Origin of the sequence: Anaerosporobacter sp. (assembly GCF_031551385.1) — a bacterium.
GTDB lineage: Bacteria > Bacillota > Clostridia > Lachnospirales > Lachnospiraceae > Anaerosporobacter.
In genome coordinates this window covers 1-22102 of sequence record NZ_JAVBNS010000278.1, presented here as the reverse complement: position 1 = coordinate 22102, position 22102 = coordinate 1, and the positions used below count along the sequence as shown (strand labels likewise).

Below are 22102 nucleotides of genomic sequence, written 5' to 3'. Positions count from 1 at the left end.
ATCAACTATTTCTAAGTCATTACAGGATATGTTTAATATTATTTTTTTCATCAACCGACCTCCTTTTGTATTATATATACATATAATACTACGGTAATCGTTAGAAGTCAAGGAATAATGCTCTATTTTTTTGCTTTTTATTCCTTATTTTGTATGTATTTGTCCTTTTCTATTTATTAAATATTGTTTATGTACTATTATATGAATATCAGCTGAATATTAAATAGAAAAGGAGAACTATTATATGAAAATATTAAAAAAATCTATACTCTCATTAATGTTAGTCATGACTTTACTTTTTAGTAATACCCCTGCTAAGGCAGCATCTCATTATATTCCATTAGGAGGAACATGGTATATTACTGATATGGTTTCAAACGATCCACTTTCATTTGGTAAAATACCGATGCAAGTTACGTATGTTCCCAATAACATAATTCGTGCTTTGCATAACGCTGATTTATCAACTAGTAATTGTAAAGATTACTTAAAATCTTTTGGGTCACAAGCGGTGACTACATATATAGCTTCGCTTGTAAAAACTAAATACAACCTTGATTTAGCGGCTTTTGTTGGTACTGCTTTTGTTATCTCCGATATCATTTCTGCCATTGATAGTGATAGCCGAAATGCTGCAATTAATAGTGCATATAAGGCAAATAGCGGTTTAAAAATTACTATTTATCAAGCAAATGGTTTCACAATAACAGAAACTTCAAATTGGTATGGCAACTATATAGATGATACCTTACCTATTATAGGAATAAATGGTTATGCTAAGGGAAGAATCGTAAGTGGTGATTACGACTTGCTGTAATAAAATTAAAAATAAAACAATAGGGATTCATTTCCCTATTGTTTTATTTTCACCCCTATAGCAGTTCCTAATCCTATAGAAATCTCTCTCCAAGTCCATAGTTTTCTACTACATAGTCAATATCTTTATCTCCACGTCCACTAAGTGAAACTAATACAGAACCTTGCTTCATTTCCTTTGCCTTACGAATTGCATATGCCACAGCATGTGAACTTTCAATTGCAGGTATAATACCTTCTAAGCGTGATAATTGGAAGAATGCTTCCATTGCTTCTTCATCTGAAACTGTTGTATATTCTACTCTTCCAAGATCATGTAAGAATGCATGCTCTGGTCCAACAGATGGATAATCAAGACCACTAGCGATTGAATATACTGGTGCTGGCTCACCTTGAGCATCTTTTAACATGATACTTTCAAATCCATGCATAATTCCTTTTTCACCATATGTCATAGAAGCTGCATGATCACCAAGCGTTGTTCCTCTACCAAGTGGTTCAATACCAACAATATCAACTGGCTCTTCTAAGAATGGAATAAACATTCCGATAGAGTTACTTCCTCCACCAACACAAGCAGCTACTACATCTGGTAATAAACCTGTCATCTCTTTAAATTGATCTTTTGCTTCATATCCAATTACAGATTGGAAATCACGTACCATCATTGGAAATGGATGTGGTCCAAGTGCCGATCCAATACAGTAGATAGAATCTTTGTAATTCTTTGCATAAGACTCAAATGCAGAATCTACTGCTTCTTTTAATGTTTTAAGTCCTGAAGAAACAGGAACTACTTTCGCACCAAGAATCTGCATTCTTGTTACGTTAGGAGCTTGCTTTGCAATATCTACTTCACCCATGTGAATCTCACATTCTAATCCAAAGAATGCTGCTGCTGTTGCAAGCGCAACACCATGTTGTCCAGCACCTGTCTCTGCGATTAGACGTTTCTTACCCATATATTTGGCAAGTAAGCCTTCTCCCATACAATGGTTTAATTTATGCGCTCCTGTATGATTTAAGTCTTCTCTTTTTAAATAGATTTGACAATTTCCATATTTCTTAGATAATCTCTCACAGTGATATACTGGTGTTGGTCTTCCTTGAAATTCCTTACGGATTCTTCTTAATTCATTAATGAACTGTGAAGAACGACAAATTGTTTGATATGCCTCATTGATTTCTTCAAATGCTGGTTTTAATTCTTCTGATAGATATGCGCCACCATATGCTCCAAATCTACCATCTTTATCTGGGTAATTTCTTAGATATGTTCTATAATCCATAATTTGTAGTATCCTTTCCTCAAAACGTTCTATTTTAATTCACTTCAACGTATTAAATCAATAAATTAATTGTATCATACACCAAAGTGAAACGTCAACCTAATCTAAGGTGTGTTTGAAAATGCTTGCTCCCTAATATAGAACGAGGATACCAATCTAAACAGTAACTCTGTTTCAAATTGGCATCCTCATTCTATTCTTATTATGTTGAAAACTTTTATACTGTCAATTCTTCCATTACACTCTTAACTGTCGTAATTTCATTCAGACGATACGCATTTTCACCACAGAAGATTAATCCTTCATCTAATTTATCTTCTACTGCATTTGTTAATGCTTTTGTGATACAATATGGTACTTCCTTCGGATTGCAATGTTCCAAACAATTAAAACATTTTTTTATTGCTACTTTCCCTTTTGCAACTTCTTCAAGAAATGGATTCCACATTGCTCTTCCTGGCATTCCTACTGGACTTTTTATAATACGGATATCTTCTTTTTTACAATTTATATACGCCTGTTTATAAGAATCTGGTGCATCGCATTCCTCTGTTGTAACAAATCTTGTTCCAACCTGTACGCCGTCCGCTCCTATTTCTATTGCTCGTTTTACATCCTCTTTATCAAAGATTCCACCAGCAACAATAACAGGGATTTCTTGATTATATTTCTTTTCGTATTCTTTCTTAAAATCTATAATCTTCTTAATTTCTTCTTCGTAGGCATTCATATCAATATCCGTCAATTCATCTGGGTTAAATCCAAGATGACCACCAGCTAGTGGGCCTTCTATAACAATAAAGTCTGCTGTTCTATGATATTTTTTATCCCACATTTTAAGTATTACAGATGTTGCCTTTAGGCTTGATACGATAGGTGCAATCTTACTAACACTACCTTTTACTAGTTCTGGTAAATTAACTGGTAAACCAGCACCACTAATGATAACATCAGCTTTTGCTTCAACTGCTGCCTTCACGTATTCTGCATATTGTTTTGTTGCTACCATAATATTAACACCAACGATTCCACCTTTTGCAATTTCTTTTGCACGTTGCAAATGCTTCTTAATCGCACGTAGATTCGTTTCTATTGGACTCTTACTGAATTCTTCCTCATCATATCCTATTTGGGCAGTTGATATAACACCGATTCCACCTTCACGCGCTACTGCACCTGCTAAGTTTGAACGGCTAATTCCAACACCCATACCACCTTGGATAATTGGTAATCTAGCTTTTAATTGCCCTATTGTAAGTGGCTTCATTAACATAATGTATACCCTCCATTACTACTTTGTATCACATGGTTCTTATTAGTTTGATACCCAAACTATTCATAGTATACACTTATTCAGTATCATAGTCAATATATAATAGTATTAATTTCTTAAATATGTGGTTTCGATAACTACGTTGTTTATTTCTCTCGAATCCATACAGACATCTCATCTTCACCGCGATTTGCCCAAGTATAGTAAGGGATTAATGTAATCGTATCTTTCTTGTATTCAAGAGATGTTGTATCATATAGAGAACTGCTTTCTTTTTTCTCCACTGCTTTTTCTCCTGCTATTGTAAGTTTTACTACGGATTCTTCACCAATTGTTCCTTTGGCTTCTTCAATCTTACCGCCTTCTTTAGCAATAGTGATGAGATGAAGATCTTTACCATTATCCACTTCTTCCATACAGTACACGATTGGACCTCTTACAATTGCTGCTTTACCTACATTCTCACGTACTTTAGGATTTGCATGAACAATCTTAGCGTTCATCTCGAAATCTAATTTGATTTCTTCTTTTCCACTCCAAGTTTTTGTTATATATAGATAACCATCTTTTATATATGTTTCGTCAGCTTGTATTTCACTAATTGTATGTGAATCACGCCAATCTGGAATGCGAAATGCTAATGTGCCTTGTACTGCTTCGCTAGCTTCCACTTGTATTGTAGCATTTCCGTTCCAAGGGAATCCTGATTCAACTTTTACTGTTAAAGATTGTTCCCCTATTTGCTTTTTAATATTCGCTCCCATATAAAGATGTACATAGAGTGTATCTTCTGATTCTGTATATGCATATGAACCAATTGAACTTACTAATCTTGCAATGTTTGGTGGACAACATGCGCAACCGAACCATTTTTGTCTACTTGCTTTTACATGGTGTTTTCTTGCATCTTCTTTACAAGCTACCGGATTTACTTCTAATGGATTTACATAGAAGAAGCTCTTTCCATCAAGTGCCATACCACTAAGAACACCGTTATATAACGCTCTTTCCATTATATCTGCAAATCTGGAATCTGCTTTAATCTCTAACATTCTTCTTGCAAAGAATACTAATCCGATTGATGCACAAGTTTCTGCATACGCTGTATCATTTGGTAAGTCATAATCGAAAGAAAATGCTTCACCTAGATGTGTTCCGCCAATTCCTCCTGTTATATACATCTTGCGATCTACAATGTTATTCCATAGATTCAAGCAAGCTTCATATAACGCTTCATCATCTCGTAATCTCGCTAAATCTGCCATTCCTGCATAGAGATAGGTTGCACGAACCGCATGTCCGAAAGCTTCCTTTTGTTCACGTACAGGAAGATGTGCTTGATGATAATGATAACGTAACTCTTCCTCATCTTTTACCTCTACATTGAACTCTTTATCAAAATAATATGGTTTTTGTCCTCTTTGATTAACGAAATACTCGCCTAGTTTTAAATATTTATCCTCACCTGTTGCATCATACAAGCGAAAAAGTGCCATCTCAGCAATTTCATGTCCTGGATACCCCTTACATTTTCCTTCCTCTACTCCAAATACAGAATCAATATAATCTGCATATCGTTTTGCTGCATTTAATAACTTATCTTTTCCTGTTGCTTGATAGTATGCAACTGCACCTTCTGCTAGATGTCCAAAACAATATAATTCATGATGATCTCTTAAATTACTGAATACTTTACTCATATCACTAATGATATAGAATGTATCAAGATATCCATTTTCTTGCTGTGCTTCACATACGATATCAATTGCTTCATCTGCGATTTGCTCTAATTGTGCATCCGGATGTTGTGTTAATGAATATGCTACTGCTTCAATCCATTTTGCAAAGTCACTATCTTGGAATACAAAACCATAGAAACGTTTCTGTAATCCTTCTCCTTTTGGAAGATATTCGAATTCTTTCCAATCGATTTCAATGGCTTTGGGTGCATCTGAATTAGCTGTTCTTTCCTTTGTAAGTTCACCAGCGATTTTGAAGTTTCGCATACAATAACTTGGAGCTGCCCCTTCTACACGGTCATTTAATGCTTCCCATTGATATGGGATTACTTCTTTACGGATTAACTCCATCTCTTTCTTCCAAAATGCATCTGTTACATCAATTCTTGTTAAATCAATTGGCTTGCTATATTCTTTCTGATTCATGTTTCTTTCCTCCTATTATGAGCTTTTTATAAAGCATTCTAATCTTTTTGTTTTTGTGCCAGCAATGTTTTTGCATCAGCAGTATTTTGGTGTGATTTTTCAATATCACAATTTCTATTGCTTGTGTATATTTAAGAATTCATTTATAATTAATAATAACTGTTTAAGTCAGTATTGTACTGAACAGTTACCCTTAATTTATAATTAATTTTACACGCAATTAATATATCAGTAAATACCATTAGGTTATAGGAGGTGTGATTTTGTAAGATGTTGTACGACAAGAATTGGAATTTACTTTTACATGAACTAATGAACTCTCAAGAATTTCGTTATATATGGACTGGAATCTTTACTGCTACTTCTTCTGAATGGACACATATGAGCCGTGAATTATGGGAATTTGAAGCATTTTTTATGATTGATGGTACACTATATATTGCTGATGAAACGAAACACTATAAAGTCTCTCGTGGAGAATACCTGATTATGCCTCCAACAAAGAAGCAATATGGTTACAAATCATCTTTCGCTTCTTTTTATTGGTTGCATTTTATGGTTCCTTTATCTAGCATAGATAGAAACTCCAGCCCTCCAAATTTAGTGGATTTCGCTTTACAAGAATCCAATATAGAAATGCCAAAAGCGCCGCAACAAAAAAACAACTCCATAGTTCTTCCAAACCATGGAGTTATTCCAAATATTGAACGTATTACTATATTGTTAAGTCAGCTTCAGGAAACCGACCGCAGATATCATCATGAATACACATCGAATTCCTTAACACTCGGGGTTCTCTTAGAACTATACAACCAACAGACGCGTATGGAAGATAAGAAATCCTCAAGCAAGGAGCAGTTATATCAAGATATTCTTGATTATATTACTTGGAATAAATTCGGTGTTATCCGTGTTTCAGACCTTGCTGCTTACTTTGGATATCATGAAAAATATATCTCCACATTTTTCAAACAAATGTCTGGCATCCCATTAAAGCAATACCTTGTAAAAGAAATGATGGAACATGCGAAGGCAGAACTGACAACAACTACGAAATCAATCTCTCAGATTGCATATAGCCTTGGCTACAGCGATAGTCACAACTTTACACATGCATTCAAAAAAGTAACGGGCTTGTCACCGTCCGAATATCGTTTCCATTCTCTTAGTGATCCTCCATTCAAGGATAGCTCACACGATTATTAGAATGTAAATGTATCTGGATGACCAGCAGTACGATATTCTTCATCAAGAGCATCAATTGCCTTTACTTCTTCCTCTGTCAGAGAGAAATCAAAGATATCTATGTTACTCTTGATTCTCTCTGGTGTAACCGATTTTGGAATCGTTGCAATACCATGCTCAATATCCCAACGAAGAATAATCTGATTCGGTTCTTTTCCATATTTATTCGCTAATTCATTAAGTAACGGATGACCTGTCATCTCTCCACGAACAATAGGAGTATATGCTTGAACTGCAATTCCTTTTTCTTTGCAGTAATTTACCAACTCTAATTGTGTACACTTTGGATGAAACTCTATCTGATTGATTGCTGGAACAATTCCTGCCTCTTCAAGCAATTCATCTACGTGATGAATCAAAAAGTTACTTACTCCAATTGCCTTTACACGTCCTGTTGCATAGATTTTTTCAAGCTCTTTGTAAGTATTAATAAAGCACTCTTTCACTGGCCAATGAACCAACAACATATCTACATATTCCATATCAAGGCGTTCCATACTTCGGTCAAATGCACCCACGATGTCGCCACGTCGTTGCGCATTATTCCAAATTTTCGTAGTGACAAATAGTTCTTCTCTTGCAATGCCACATTGTTTCACCCCACGACCAACGCCATCTTCGTTCTTGTAAACTGCTGCCGTATCAATAAGGCGATATCCATTCTCAACTGCACAACATATTGCTTTCTCTACTTCACCTTCTGCTGTTGCTTGATATACGCCAAGACCAAGCATTGGCATCTTTGCTTTTGTATTTAACTCTATATATTTCATATACTTTGCATCTCCTTTTGTATTTTATATCTGTAGGTAATTGCGAAACTCTCAATACACTTGACTGCTTCTTGATTCACGTACATTAACTAAAAAACGATAGCAAAACATCTATAGTACTTCTTGGTGTATACTGTACAACCTAGGAAGGCGAGGCATGGAGGCCGAGCCAGCCCGAGCTGAGGCAGGATGCCGAATCGAGGGCGTTTCCGTACCTTTTGAATATCCTATCTGTATACACCTAGAAGTACTTAGATGTGTCGCGTGTTTTGTGTTAATGTACGTGAAGCAAGAAGCTTACACAGCCTAAATTGAGTTTCGCAATTACCTATTTATATCTCGTATCTTATCAGATTTCCTACCATTTTACTACCTTTTTATTCAAATCAATGTTTTCTAAACTGTTTTCGCATACCAGTTAGCATCTATAACAAAATGTTCAATTCCTTTTAATTCTTGTAACCCTTGAATCAAACGATTACTTGCAGATTTCACATCAGAAGCAGCTACCGTTATAATCGCTTCTGGTGTTACAAAACTTTCTCCTTTTGCTAATGTTTTTTTCCATTGTGCACCCTCTTGATTTCCTAAACCACCAGATACCGTGCATCGATTTCCTTTATTATACACATCTATTTTTCCAAAGTCAGAATGTGCTATCATCGCCCCAAAACATACCCCTCTTTTTTGGTCTTCTATTACTCCCCAAGGAAAATACGTCTTAACAGAATTCACATTTCCTTCTCCATAGCAAATGCTTTGAATTCCATATCTGCTCCATGATGATTCTATTTCAATATTTTTTTCCATATCTTTTTCTATATCTTCCAGATCTTTAAATGTTTCTTCTTGCATCTTCCCTTTTGTACTCTTTTTATTTCGCATCCGATACAGCTTCTTATCGTTGCATTCCTCTCTTGTACCAAACATTGGCCAGTTACAGATTGAAAAACTTGATATTCTTTCGATTGTTATTGGATTTATGAATTTATTTATAATTTCCGACGTCATTGTTATTGTTTTTGTATCTTTATAATATCGAACCTTATGATAAACCTTCACTTTCTGGTTCTCTAATACCGTGACAATTGTTTTCAATCCTGCATCTCGTTCTATGTACTGTTCTTTAAATCTTAACTCTCTTGCTACTATACTATTACGCAGTATTGCACTATGCGAATATCTTCTTACATGTGACTCCCCCTCAAGTCTTAACTGAACCAAAGACTCTATATCACAATCCTCTTCTAACGTAATTTCATCTTTTAAACTTTCTGGTACGATACTCAGACCAATTCTGTCCCTATTCGCATCATATAGGTATAATAACAGCATATCGCCCACTTTTTGTTTTGTCAGTATTCTCTTCACCCTAGACCTCCTATTTTCCAATAACATTTTGAATTAGCTTTCCCTACGATTTTCCATGAATTATATAACAAACTACTTTAACCTGTAACCCTCCTTCTCATCCTGAATAAGCATTTTCATTTTAACTTTACAGGAAAGTCATCAAATAAAAACGCACATAGTTTTATGTATATGCGGCGATACTTGAAATGATTACTATTTTTTGAATTTTTATTTATTTGCAACATATATTGTTAAAGGGTAAAATTTCATTTGACAAAATTACACTTTTATTATATAGTAATTCTAGTGAATGAGTTACGGAAACTTGAGAAGACCGTAACCCGAGCGGCTCCTGCGGGGGCCGTTTTGTTATTTAAGGAGGTATTTTTACGTTTGAAAAAACTATCTTTATGGATTATAGAACGCAAATCCAACATTTGAAAAACAAAAGGTTAATTATTGAGGATGATAATCTTGCTATTACTATACTAAACAAGATTGGTTATTATGGATTAATCAACGGCTACAAATGTGTATTTAAAGACAATAACACGAATAAGTACATAATAGGAACAACATTTCATGATATTTATCACATGTATCTTTTTGATTCTGATTTAAGAGAGGTATTCTTAAAATATATTTTAATTGTAGAATGCAATATCAAATCCTCCATCTCCTATCATTTTTCCGAACTATACGGAAACAGCATGTCTGATTATCAAAACTATTCCAATTTTGATTACGGAAAACATCAACATCAAATTCAATTTCTTTTTCAAAAAATAGCAAAAAAAATAAATGGAAAAAATATTTCTCCGCAAGTACAACATCATTTGACTTTATATCAAGATGTACCTCTTTGGGTGTTGACTACTGACTTAACCATTGGTGAAACCACCTCTATGTATCGTTATCTTAAAGGTCATTGTAAAACTTTGATATGCAATGATTTTCATCAAATAGGACGTGCCGAATTAAGTAAGATGTTAGTTCATTTAACTAAAACTCGTAATATTTGTGCTCATGGAAATCGACTATTCAATATTAAAACTGGTGATTCCATTATGGATTGCCTCGCTCATAAAAAATTATCTATTCCTAAAACTGGTTCTCTTTATATTTATGGAAAGTCTGATTTATTTGCTTCTGTTATTTCACTTAAATATTTGCTTGATGCTTCATATTTTCGCTCATTTTACTATGAACTCAAGAATATTATCAATAAATACAAACCTACTGACGCAACAATGGATATTATGGGATTCCCCGCTAATTGGATATCAATTTTACAAATAAACGTTTTCTAAATATACTATTACATTTTAAATTAATAGAATTCAAAAAAAGCCTTCGCAACAAGAAATCAATATATCAATTTCCTTCACAAAGGCTTGTCCTAGCATTACATATTCTCTTTTAATCCATTATAAATTGTTTCTGCAATCATTCTCGCACCATCTGCATTCGGATGTAGTCCATCAGCTTGATATAATACCTCTAATGGATTTTCCTTATATGATTTGAATGCATCATAGACAGACAATAAAATCATATTGTCATTCGCTTGTACCAATTCGTCATAATGCGGAAATAACTTATCAAGATACTTCTGTTGATGCTTTCTCCAGATACAATTTAAGATAGGAGCTGGTTTTACAATATAGATTTGCGCATCATTATTACATCTTCTAATATCATCAACAATACGTTGAAGCGAATCTGTAAACTGTGGTTCATAATCTGTTAGAATACTACAAGGGTCTTGTCCCTCTTCTTCATCATATCGCCCATCTTGCGCATCATTCGTTCCAAGCATTACGATATAGATATCACCTCGAACCGCAAGACCTTCTTGATATCTTGGCAATCTTGGATATGGATATCCTACAATTCGTCCATCACTTAACTTTGTATTCGTCGCACAACTACCAGAGACCCCCTTATTAAATACTTGATAAGAATCTCCAAGCAATTCTTGCAACACGCTTGGATAGTAAACACTTGCATTATCGCCAAGTCCAAAACCTTCTGTAATACTGTCCCCCATACAAACAACTTTTAGCTTCCTAGTGTTCATTTCAATAACCATGCCTTCCTTAATATCTGTTTTATTGATTCGTTTTCGTTCCCAACCTATACTATTCCTAATGCTTTTTTAGCTAACTGGTCTACTCTTTCGTTTAATTCCACCCCTGTATGTGCTGCAACTTTATGAAAATTAACATACAGTTTCGTTTTCATAGTGTTGTATGCATCTCTGTAAGCTTGTGTTCCTTCTTTTTTTGCTTGCCAAGCACCAGTACACCATTTTTCAATTCCTTCGTAATCATAGTACAAATCTAGTTCTTTGATGTTCTTCTCAACAGACAATTCCATCATCCTGCGTGCCCCTAAAATCTCACCTGCAACATTTCGCATATCCGCTAGAGACGCATCTGTCCCCTTTTCACTATATTCATACTCTTTACCCATATGTAATAAAACTGCTCCAAAGCTATATTCCTTTGTATGCACGTTATAGCTACCATCCACATAAGCAATCGCTTTTTCAAAATCTGCAACAGGTTCTCTCTCTACTTGCTTTTCCCCTATCACATAATCCATTGCTTCCTGTTTTGTCATAAAACTCTTATATTCTGCACCACTAAACCCTTTTATCTGAGTTTGACATTCTGCCCATGAAAGAAAAATCCCTGTCTTTCTTCCCTTGCGTACAGCATAAAATTTACTTGGCATATTAACGTATGCTCCTTCCTGCTCTTCATCTTCCTACTAAATCATCCTATCATTATCTCAAAAGCAAGTCAACCAAGGAAACCCATCAATATCGTAATTTCACAAAAAAAGCACCAACCAGATCAGAAATTTTGGTTGATGCTTTCTTTAACTATAACGTATAGCCTTTTTTATTGTTCTCTAAACCCTAATACATCCATACCTGTCTGAACATTTTCATTTTCCATAAATAGATTCCAAACAAATCCGTTCAAGTAGTTCGCAATTTGTTGCATTTCTACCCCTTTATTAAGGCCATAGTAAAGATTTGTGTACCAAGCACCAGTACCCTCTGGTGAACCATTGGATTTTTCAAAGTTAAAGGAATCTACAAATCCATACTTGTTCCAAGTTCTTGGATAATCATCATAATAGTGATTCATTGTTTCTTTTACTTTCTCTGGTAAGAATGGTAAAGATGCTACGGACGCATAGATTGCAACCGTTCCTTCGTTACCTTTTACCGTGTCATCTTTTATAACGCCCCAAGTATCTGTAACAGGGTCTGAATCTGACCAGCCATTAATTTGTGCGCCTAATGCTCCACTATAAGCAATGCCTGTATAGTTTTCTCCATCCCAGCCAGTAGGTGTAATCGTTGCACTGATACCCCAATCCTTTTCACTATAAGTTTTAAAATTCCCTTGTTGTTCTTCATACTTTGCATAACTAATTTGACCAAGTATTGCATTCACTGAGTTCTGATACCAATCATATCCATTTGCATCTACTTTATCTTTAAAATCTACATATGCATGTGAGAATTGATATACAAACGCTGGGTTTGTAAAGGAACGTATATATTCATTTGTTCCACCTTCACTATAACCATGTCTTACTACTAAGTTGTAGAACATTTCTTTTGGAATTGCATAGTTATCAGAACCAGCTCCTAGTACATACATCATCAACTGTTCATCATACATATCCCATCTTCCATTAAAATTAAAGCCACCACTGCCATTTGGCATACTGCTCATATAGAATGCCATAAAGTCTTCTCCTGTATCAGGATGTCCATTTACCCAAGTATTCGTATATCCTAACCAATCTACCCTATCATAAATGGTGTTGTATGCTGTAAGTACATCTCCTTTAAAATACTGAGCAGCAACAACTGCACCAGATAATAATAACGCTGTATCAATGGTAGAAATTTCACAGCCACCCTCTCTTTTTCCTGTATTATAATTAAGGAAATGATAATAGAATCCTAAGTGATGTTGATCGGAACCCTCTCCTGATAATTTTTCAAATGTTTTCAAAGTTCCAAGGGCACGTTCTTGTCCTTCTTCATAGGAAATATAACCCATCTCAACACCAATCGGATAAGCCGCTAATGCATATCCTGTTGATGCAATACTTGTTACTTCTTTACGAAAACCAGGTTCTGTGTTATCCCTTGTAAGTCCATAACCATTACTTAAAGGATTACTGTTTGTTTCATTCCAGAAATAAGCAAAGCTTCCTTTCATTTCTTTGTATAAAATTGCTTCATCTCCAAGTTCTGTTTCCGAAAGCACTGGAACTATTTCATATGCTGCCCCATCCGTTAGAGAAAATGTACCAGTCCTGTCTTTATCATAAAATGCACTCGCTTTATGAACATGATAGTTAAAGGTTTCTTCCAATCCAACTTGTGCGGAGAATACTCCTTTGGTTCTATTTTCTACCATAGGAACTGCATTGCCATCAGAATCATACAATGTTACTTCAGCTCCATTCATTAGCCAATAATCACCATTTTGTACTGTAATACCATCTGTTACCATTAATGTTAATGTATATTGAGCTGGTTCAAGTCCTTGCTCTGTTACTCTATTAAATGAAACATACTCCTCATCACTTGTTTTATAACCAGACATTTCAGTTTGTTCAAAATCTGAATTTGGGATTAATTCATTTCCTAAGTTACCGTCAGAACTTACCTTTTTCATTGATAATGCATCTACATAAATATTACCTTTCCCTGAGGATACATATTCAAGTAAAAGCAATGGTGCTGCTTCTAGTCCATCTCCAATGTAATCCATCCCTACGGTAGCTTCAAAATATGTCCAATCAACCTTATTAAGAACAATCGGATTACACGCAATTCTTCTAACCATACTAGAGCTTGCATAACCATCTACAGCATACCAAATATCCATTGGCACTGCCTTTACTTCATCAACTGAGTATTTATCATCAAGTTTAAACCATCCGCTAATAATGTATTCACCCGCATAATCAGCACCATAAGTATTATTAATTATATCTGCAAGTGCCAATTCTACTTTTTGGTTGGTAGCTTCTTTTTTCGTTATTGCCAATGAACTTTTACCGCTTTTTGCAAAATCTTTTGTAACCGCTATTTCTACTGGAGCAGAAGTAATCGTTTCACCCTCCACTGTAATAGAAGCTGTTATGGAAGCCTTACCCACTTTAATTGCATTAATAACAGCTACACTACTATCTTCAACTGATGGCACAACACTAAGATATTCTTCTCCAGATACTATATTCCATGTTACAGGTGTTGCTGCTTTCGTAGCTGCTTTCACTGTAATTTGACTCTTCTCTGTAAGTTTACCAATTGGTTCTGTCGTTCCATCTTCTGCCTTAATTGCAATCGTTGGTGTGTTATTTGGCGTATTCGAAGAATCGTTATTCGTACCAGAAGAATTATTATCATCTGTTTTAGGTTCTTGAGAAGGTAATGAATCCTTTTCAAATGTAACCGAAACATTATCGTCCTTTTCGTAAGATGATTTTTCTGCACCTGACAACAATTTAACTGAAACATCTCCATGAGCAACAAGTTTTAATATAATTGAAGATGTAATTTGTGCACCTTTTCCATCTTTATTAACTATAACATTCACTTCATCTTTACAAGTTCCACTCATATTAAGTACCGATGCTGTATCAAGTGTTATTGCACCTGTTACTTTACCAAGTATCACCAAGTCAAATTTCAATCCATTTACAATAATAGTATCTACCTGAGCACCTTCTGCAACAATCATTCTTGCATATTTTGCATTTACTATAAACTTATTTCCTTTTGCATACTCAGTGAAGGTATCTTTCTTAATCTCATTAATAATAATCTCTTTGAATATACCCTTGTTTACTACATCCCCATTTGGAGTATCCACGATAAGTTGGATCGCAGAATATGTACTTTCTGGAATTGTAAACGTTATGGCTTTGTCTGTTTTAATTGTAAGCTTCTTTAGCCCTTTCATTTTTAATGCTTTTTCTAATTCCTTCTGCGTTTTTACAACCGTTTCATTTAATACGTTTACGGTCACACTATCTTTTTTGCCACTTGTTGTAGTTGCTGTTATTGTTACAACACCAGCCTTTAAAGCTGTAACGTTACCCATTGTATCAATTTTAACAATCGTTTCATCGCTTACTGACCATTTCGTCTTTTCTTTCGAATCAGAAGGTGATAAGGTTCTATTAAAATCATAGTTCTGTCCAATATAAAGTGTCTCAACCTTATTGTTTATTTTAATGCTCTTTACACTTGCAACTACCTTGAAATTCATTGATAATGCATATGACTTTTTATCTGTAGTAATTTTACAAGTAATTTTTACGTTACCTACCTTTTTACCTGTTACAACACCTTGATTTGTTACCGTTGCTATCGCTTTGTTGCTAGTCGTCCATTTGTACTTTGGATTCACACTATTAGCTGGTTTCTTATCAATGTTTATATTGATTTTTTGCCCAATTGCTATTGTAGTTGTGAATGCTGGTTCACTACCTGCTGCATTCACCGTTGAATATTGCATTATTGAGAGAAACATAACTAATGTTACTATTGCTGCTATTACTCTTTTACCCCTCGTCTTTTTGCTTTCAGTTTTCATAATAATCCACTTCTCCTTTTTTTATTTTATAGACCTTAGCATAGAATGCAAAGTCCATAATCTCACTTGTAATAAACCAACTTTTTAGCGAAGCTACATCAATTACATGTCCCTTACTTGTTAAGACAACAATGTTTCTTTGTGAAAATCATTTTATCCAAATTGGAAACGTTTTTATTTCTTTTGGTATATTTATCATAAATCATGCTTTAGTTTTTGTCAATATGTCTTTTTAATCAATTCAAAAACTATTATTTTATACACATTGCACAATATTTTTATTTTTGTTTCTTTTTCATTTTCATTTTGCCTTATATATTTTTTTATTATTTTTGATATTTTCATTGATTTTCCCTTGTTTTATGCGTATTTTAAGCACTTTGGAAATGTTTCCACTTCCCTTTCACCACATAACATATTAACCATGCAGTTACATTTCACCTAGAGTTTTTTGAAGAAAATCCGTTACTTTTCGCACAAAAATTTACAGTAACGCAATCTACAACTACTACTTATTTTTTTCCCTTCTTCTCTTGTACATCCTCAAAAACTAGGCTACAATATATAAATCATACTTATGTATCAATAAATTAAAACTTCAAAATATATCCAAGTTTTGCATTGAAGACAAATATTACACAAGTACACCAATATAGATATTACTGAAAGGATAACTCTTATGATAAAATTTATTGCCACAGATATAGATGGAACACTTCTTCACAGTGACCAGACACTACCAAACGATTTGCCACAAGTAATCAATAAACTTCACGAGCAAAACATCTTATTCTCTGTTGCAAGTGGCAGACCATATTTAACACTAAAGCAAAGCTTTGAAAGCTTAAATCCTAACATTGTATACATTGCAGACAATGGTTCTCATGTCGTATATCAAGGAAAAGAAGTTGCTGTTCATGCGATTGATAATACGATTGTTAAAGAATTAATTCACATAACAAGAACACTTCCTTGTGCTTATTCTGTCGTTTGTACAACAAACGGTGCCTATGTGGAATCTGATGAGCCTGCATTTCTTCATGAACTTGAGAAATACTATGTAAAATATACCGTTGTTGAAGACTTAACCAAGCTCAATGAATCCGTTATCAAATATACGATATGTGACCTTACTGGAGCAGAAGAAAATAGCTATCCGCACTTTTTACCATACCAAGAAAAAGTACAGCTTAGTGTAGCTGGTTTTGTATGGCTTGATTGTATGCAAAAGGGTATCAATAAAGGAACAGCAATCAAAGAAATTCAAGATTTATACCAGATTACCGAAGAAGAATGCATGGCTTTTGGCGACTATCTAAATGACCTTGAGATGATGCAAAGTGTCTATTATAGTTATGCCATGGCAAATGCACATGAAGATTTAAAGAAAGTTTCTCGTTTTGAAACTGTTAGCAATGATGAGGATGGTGTGATTATTACAATTAAGGAAATGTGTGATTTATAATTGCTCTGCACTTTGTATCAGAATATTTTTCTTCCTTACAAAAATTGCTTGTATTTCTCCTAACAAAAAAGAAAGCATCAACCACAGTAATGTTTTTGGTTGGTGCTTTCTTTAACTATTCTATCAAGTTCAACAATCATACCTATTCTCAAACACATAAAAAATATAGTAATTGTCCACATACATAATTCGTAATACTCGACTATACAGTTCTTTTCTCTGGAAACATCTTTCCAAAAATCAATCTCACAAGTGGCCCTGCAAAGAATATCTGCCAACACAATGCCATTGGAAAATTCATAACGGTTGTCTGTATCCAATTTGCAACAAATTGCTCCTGAAAACCTTTAAACAATGCTGTTGCAACAAAACTCATCAATGGACACATAAGGCATACTGTCATGGATGAGATTGCAAGAATTACAAAAATCATCTTGTCTTCTCTTGGTGACACAATTCGAAACGCAAGTTTTTTTGCTAACGGACCTGCAATAAGCATCTCCAAAACAAAACCTACAATCCCCATAAGAAGCAACTCTCCAAGCGCAAGAACGAACACTTCATTTGTAACTCCACCCTTATCAATCGAGATATTATATACCACCATTGCATACACCATCACGATTACCATCATAATTGTAAAAATAACATCTTGTAACTTTGTCTTAGGCATTTCCTAAAATCCTCCTTCTTTTTGGCACAAAAAAATAGTGAGACTACGCCCCTCATAACTTTCATTACGATTATAAGCGTATAATCTCACTACCATTTTCATCTTAATACCAATATGTAATTTTCATGTAACTGCTTTGGACTATGTCCTTTGTGTTGTGATTATGAGTAGCAATCAAAGCATCCATTGTACCTTCATATCACCAACTTCTTTTATTATAGATATAAAAAAATAGTTTTGTAAGTACTTTTTTATAGTTCTACCTTATACACATAATAGTTGCTTTTTCACTTAGTTTTTCATACATATTAAACATACTATTAGAGCATATCTGAAAATTCAGTGCACTACTTGGCACTCTACACCCAAAGGACAAAAGGCTCAAACTTTTTAAATCTTCTTAAAATGCTCTACCTCTTCCTTCAAGACATCAATAATCGCTTGGTTATTATCTGCCTCTACTTTAATTCCAGAAATCGCTTCTGCCAATACACTTGTATTCTCTGCCGCACTAATTACTCCTTGTGTACTTTCTTCAACAGCAATACTAATTCCTTCGATTCCTTGTGTTATGTCTGCAACAGTCTGCTCTAATTCCTGTGTCATACGATAGAACTCTTGCAGAATTTTATCCAAATTATCAGCATCATCACTATACTGCCTTGCAACTCCTGCAAATGTATCATAATCATGTAATATTACCGAACCTATAAACTGTAACAAATCATCTGCATTATGAGCGAGTTCCTCTACAGAACCCATTACAGTTTTACTTATACTCTGAATATCATTTGCTGTACTTTGGCTATTATCTGCAAGTAAACGAATTTGTTCTGCGACTACGGCAAATCCTTTTCCTGCTTCCCCTGCACGAGCAGCTTCTATTGAGGCATTCAAAGCAAGCAGATTTGTTTGACTAGATATCTCTAGTATATTGCCTGTCAGTTGATTGATTTGTCCAACACTACGGCTATTTGCTATCGAACGCTCTAGGACTTTCCATTTCTCATCAATTACGTTATGCTTCTTTTCTTTTTCCTTCGTAATATCTTCATATATACTAGTCGCACGAAGTTTTATATCACCAACCATACTTGAGCCATTTCCAGCTTGAATGTTCATATTCTGAGTTGCATCTAATATGCCTCGTGTTCCCAATGCAATCTTTTCTAACAGGGCAGTTGATTCTTCCATTTTTGCTGATAACTCTTCCATGACAGCAGATACACTACCTACATTCTCATTTGATGTATTAATTTCACTTGCCATGCAATTAACGGAATGATACATTTGCTTTGATTCCTGTTGTATCTTGCGAATGATTTCTTGAAGCTGTACAAGAAAACAGTTAATTCCACTTACCAATTGTCCCACTTCGTCCGATGTCCGAACTTCGATGCGCTCTGTTAAATCACCCTCGCTATTTTCAATCTTTTGAATGATATTATTAAGATGTACACTTGCCTTTTTGGCAGGTCTAGAAACGGATAGCATTACAATAAGTATTACCAGACCTTCCATTAATACATATACAAAACACATAAGAATCGTTACTTTTGTACTCCTATCTAATCTTGCATTCATCTGAGAGTTTATATCATTTATCTTAATTTGAAATACCTCAGCAAATATATTCTTACATTTGTCAATTGCTTCTACCTTATCATGGAGGTTATCACCAGCTTTCCTTGCAGCCTCCCTGTCTCCATTCAAAAACAAGTTGGCAATGTTCAAAGTCATATCTTTTAATCCATCTACTTGCTCTGAATATCCGATATAAGCATCTAGTAATTCCGAACTTTCCGTTCGCTCACAAAGCGTTTTCATTTCCGCTTGAATATTATTCATCTCTAACACAGAACCTGATACATAATTTGCAATATTCTCTGCCTCGTTCTGATCCTCCATTAATACGATTAGATTACAAAATAGCTTCAAGTTTTCTTCCTTCTGAATAATCATCTTATCCAGTTCTTCCATTTCCATAAACACATTTGTTATTGTTTCGGAAGATTCGGCAACACGATTCATGGATAACAGACTAACAACTACATTAATTAGAAAAACTGCAAGTAATACGATTAGCATAACAATAATTTTTGTTCCTATACGCTTTCTCAAAAAATCACCTCAATCATTCCATTACCCCTTCATCATATAGTCCATTAACTTCTTAATATCCTCTGGCTCATACGCTATAATTTCAACCTGTGGTATCTTTTTCACAGATGAAAATATGCTTGTCAACGATATATATTGACACAGTTTCGATTTTAGATTTAATCGGTCACCCTCTTCTGTAACAAGCTCTACTTTCCCTTCACAACTATCAATTAAACGAAGTAGCTCTTCTGGATTCTTAATATTCTGTATTTTCATAAACAATTTCTCCCTTGATTTATAGGTCGACAGTAACAATTTAGGACTATGTCCTTAAAGCTGTGTAATTTGAATAAGTTCTTCAAACGAAGCGATAGGAACATCTGTCTTTTCATATTTGCTTGCCTCACCAATTCCTATCGCCGTCATTCCAGCTGCTTTTGCTGCATCGATTCCAGCAGATGCATCTTCCACAACAAAACAGTCTTCTGGTTGTTCTTTCAGAAACTCTGCTGCCATTAGAAATACTTCTGGGTCTGGTTTCGATTTTTTAATATTCGTTCCATCTGAAATCGCATCAAAGTAATCCATTAGCTGTACTTTCTCCAATATAAATTTTGCATTTTTACTAGAAGAACCAATTGCAAGTTTATATCCCATTCTTCTTAATGTTTTCAATGTATCTCTAACTTCATTTGTAACAGCTTCTGGCGACATACTGTTTAGCAATTCTTTGTATAACTCATTTTTTTCTTCAGCAAGTGCTTCTTTTTGTTCTAACGATAATGTGCCCTCATATTTCTCTAGAATAATATTCAAACTTTCCATACGACTTACACCACGAAGCCTATTATTAATCTCTTCATCAAAATAAATTCCCATCTTATCCGCTATCACTTTCCATGCTTGATAATGAAACTTATCCGTAAACACAATTACCCCATCCAAATCAAATATAAATGCTTTCATAGAAATAACCTTGCCTTTCTCATAGCCTGCAAACTTTAGGTTACAGACACAAATATATGTGTGAAAAAACTTCGTATAAGTATATTGACCGCTTTACGGTTACTGTTCACACATAACGTTCACAGTAACGCTTTACGTTCTAGTAAGCCAGTTCCTTACGCCCACAGAATGGATCAATCGGCGATACTCCTATAAACTTGTCTCTTCCCATTAGTTTCTCCATTACAGCCTCTATCACATAATCCGAATTACAATATCCATTGATATATGTCTTTACCATTGGAGCATCAAGCAGATGATATGGATTTCCTACACTAACAAAAAGTGCGGGAATTTCATTCACCATCCATGGCATGTTATTACCAAGTCCAAACATCGTATGCCAATTCAAGCGTGAAACCGTTTTATTTGATGCCGTTTCTACATTTGCTATGTAAAAAATCAAATCATATCGTTCTGAAAATGATGTCACAGAGTCTTCCATTACTTCAAATCCTTCTGGTTGATACACTGTAACTTCAAATCCTTCTTTTTCTAATTTCGTTACAAAATGGTTAAGCACTCGTTCATTTGATGCGAAATCTCCCATTAATTCTAATAGTACTCGTTTCGTTTTGTTCGCACTAAGCGGTAATAATTGTTGCGTATCTTTTACTAACGTTACTCCTTCATTTGCACATTCTGTTGCCCATACATCATGTTCTTTACATCGTAAAATAGGTAAAGCCTCATTCCTTGGAACTAATTCATGACGTTCCTTTTTTTCTGGTAACTTCATCGCTGCTTTTGTTGCGAGAATACGTTTTATTGCCTTTTCTAATCTTTCCTGTGAAAGAATTCCATTTTCAATTCCTTCACGCATAAATACGAAGTCTTCCTCCATATTTCTATTAAAAAGAAATACATCGCATCCATTTTCAATCGCCATAGGCACTGCTAATCTACGCTCCATTGCACTACAAAATCCAACCATTGGTGTTGCATCTGTTACAATCAATCCGTTAAATCCAAGTTTTTCTCTTAATAAATTTTGTAACAGATTTTTCGATAGTGTCGCTGGAACAACCTGTCTTACTTCTTTTTTCTCAAAATATTCTTCGTATGCTGGCAACGCAATATGCCCTGCCATAATACTTAGCGTTCCTGCCTCTATCATTTCACTATAAATCGTGCCATAGGTTGCATCCCATTCCTCACAACTTAAAGAGTTAACACTTGTTAATAGATGTTGGTCACGTTCATCCACTCCATCCCCCGGAAAATGTTTTACAGCCGTTGCAACGCCTTCCTCCTGTGCTGCTGCTATATATTCTTTTCCCATAGAAATAATTGTTCCT

At 34.7% G+C, this 22102-nt stretch carries 17 protein-coding genes; 4 read left to right on the top strand and 13 right to left on the bottom strand.

The window, feature by feature from the left end; translation table 11 throughout:
* Window positions 1-244: 244 nt before the first annotated feature.
* Window positions 245-817, top strand: a complete 573-nt coding sequence (locus tag RMR19_RS20735; RefSeq protein ID WP_310605412.1) for a hypothetical protein — start codon at window positions 245-247, stop codon at window positions 815-817.
* Window positions 818-890: 73 nt separating this feature from the next.
* Here RMR19_RS20735 and trpB read toward each other — a convergent pair whose 3' ends face one another.
* From trpB to RMR19_RS20720, 3 genes are all read right to left on the bottom strand, one after another.
* A complete protein-coding gene (gene trpB, locus RMR19_RS20730) occupies window positions 891-2105 on the bottom strand; it encodes a tryptophan synthase subunit beta (RefSeq protein WP_310605411.1) in 1215 nt (404 codons plus the stop codon).
* 217 nt (window positions 2106-2322) lie between these two features.
* The gene (locus RMR19_RS20725; protein WP_310605410.1) at window positions 2323-3378 is read right to left on the bottom strand and encodes an NAD(P)H-dependent flavin oxidoreductase; all 1056 of its coding nucleotides are present in this window, start codon (window positions 3376-3378) and stop codon (window positions 2323-2325) included.
* Window positions 3379-3524: 146 nt separating this feature from the next.
* On the bottom strand, window positions 3525-5543 hold the full coding sequence (locus RMR19_RS20720) for a glycoside hydrolase family 127 protein (RefSeq protein ID WP_310605409.1): 2019 nt from the start codon (window positions 5541-5543) through the stop codon (window positions 3525-3527).
* A 270-nt stretch (window positions 5544-5813) separates the two neighbouring features.
* Here RMR19_RS20720 and RMR19_RS20715 point away from each other — a divergent pair, with 270 nt between their 5' ends.
* Window positions 5814-6749 (top strand): helix-turn-helix transcriptional regulator, encoded by a 936-nt coding sequence (locus tag RMR19_RS20715; protein ID WP_310605408.1) that lies wholly within the window; start codon window positions 5814-5816, stop codon window positions 6747-6749.
* Here the strand turns inward: RMR19_RS20715 and RMR19_RS20710 are convergent.
* Window positions 6746-7561 carry an aldo/keto reductase gene (locus RMR19_RS20710; protein WP_310605407.1) on the bottom strand — a complete coding sequence of 272 codons (816 nt, stop codon included), beginning with the start codon at window positions 7559-7561 and terminating at the stop codon, window positions 6746-6748. The two genes, RMR19_RS20715 and RMR19_RS20710, sit on opposite strands and share 4 nt — an antisense overlap.
* Before the next feature lie 396 nt (window positions 7562-7957).
* A complete protein-coding gene (locus tag RMR19_RS20705) occupies window positions 7958-8932 on the bottom strand; it encodes a hypothetical protein (protein ID WP_310605406.1) in 975 nt (324 codons plus the stop codon).
* 392 nt (window positions 8933-9324) lie between these two features.
* Between RMR19_RS20705 and RMR19_RS20700 the strand changes: the two genes are divergently transcribed.
* Complete coding sequence (locus RMR19_RS20700) at window positions 9325-10224, top strand: Abi family protein (RefSeq protein WP_310605405.1); 900 nt, start codon at window positions 9325-9327, stop codon at window positions 10222-10224.
* Between the two features lie 95 nt (window positions 10225-10319).
* On the opposite strand, the gene RMR19_RS20695 is transcribed toward RMR19_RS20700, so the two are convergent.
* From RMR19_RS20695 to RMR19_RS20685, 3 genes are all read right to left on the bottom strand, one after another.
* Window positions 10320-10994 carry an SGNH/GDSL hydrolase family protein gene (locus RMR19_RS20695; RefSeq protein WP_310605404.1) on the bottom strand — a complete coding sequence of 225 codons (675 nt, stop codon included), beginning with the start codon at window positions 10992-10994 and terminating at the stop codon, window positions 10320-10322.
* Window positions 10995-11050: 56 nt separating this feature from the next.
* Window positions 11051-11653: a ribonuclease H family protein gene (locus RMR19_RS20690; protein WP_310605403.1), complete on the bottom strand. Its 603-nt coding sequence runs from the start codon at window positions 11651-11653 to the stop codon at window positions 11051-11053.
* Window positions 11654-11823: 170 nt separating this feature from the next.
* Window positions 11824-15558 carry a glucoamylase family protein gene (locus RMR19_RS20685; protein ID WP_310605402.1) on the bottom strand — a complete coding sequence of 1245 codons (3735 nt, stop codon included), beginning with the start codon at window positions 15556-15558 and terminating at the stop codon, window positions 11824-11826.
* A 679-nt stretch (window positions 15559-16237) separates the two neighbouring features.
* Between RMR19_RS20685 and RMR19_RS20680 the strand changes: the two genes are divergently transcribed.
* Window positions 16238-17023 carry an HAD family hydrolase gene (locus tag RMR19_RS20680; RefSeq protein WP_310605401.1) on the top strand — a complete coding sequence of 262 codons (786 nt, stop codon included), beginning with the start codon at window positions 16238-16240 and terminating at the stop codon, window positions 17021-17023.
* A gap of 202 nt (window positions 17024-17225) precedes the next feature.
* On the opposite strand, the gene RMR19_RS20675 is transcribed toward RMR19_RS20680, so the two are convergent.
* The 5 genes from RMR19_RS20675 to RMR19_RS20655 form a co-directional block, all read right to left on the bottom strand.
* Window positions 17226-17696 carry a DUF2798 domain-containing protein gene (locus RMR19_RS20675; protein WP_310605400.1) on the bottom strand — a complete coding sequence of 157 codons (471 nt, stop codon included), beginning with the start codon at window positions 17694-17696 and terminating at the stop codon, window positions 17226-17228.
* Window positions 17697-18086: 390 nt separating this feature from the next.
* Window positions 18087-19817, bottom strand: coding sequence for a methyl-accepting chemotaxis protein (locus RMR19_RS20670; RefSeq protein ID WP_310605399.1), 1731 nt, complete (start codon window positions 19815-19817; stop codon window positions 18087-18089).
* A 21-nt stretch (window positions 19818-19838) separates the two neighbouring features.
* Complete coding sequence (locus RMR19_RS20665) at window positions 19839-20075, bottom strand: polya polymerase (protein ID WP_310605398.1); 237 nt, start codon at window positions 20073-20075, stop codon at window positions 19839-19841.
* A gap of 54 nt (window positions 20076-20129) precedes the next feature.
* Window positions 20130-20765 carry a beta-phosphoglucomutase gene (pgmB, locus tag RMR19_RS20660; protein WP_310605397.1) on the bottom strand — a complete coding sequence of 212 codons (636 nt, stop codon included), beginning with the start codon at window positions 20763-20765 and terminating at the stop codon, window positions 20130-20132.
* Window positions 20766-20904: 139 nt separating this feature from the next.
* On the bottom strand, window positions 20905-22102 hold a 1198-nt coding region (locus RMR19_RS20655), incomplete at its 5' end, for a glycoside hydrolase family 3 N-terminal domain-containing protein (RefSeq protein ID WP_310605396.1).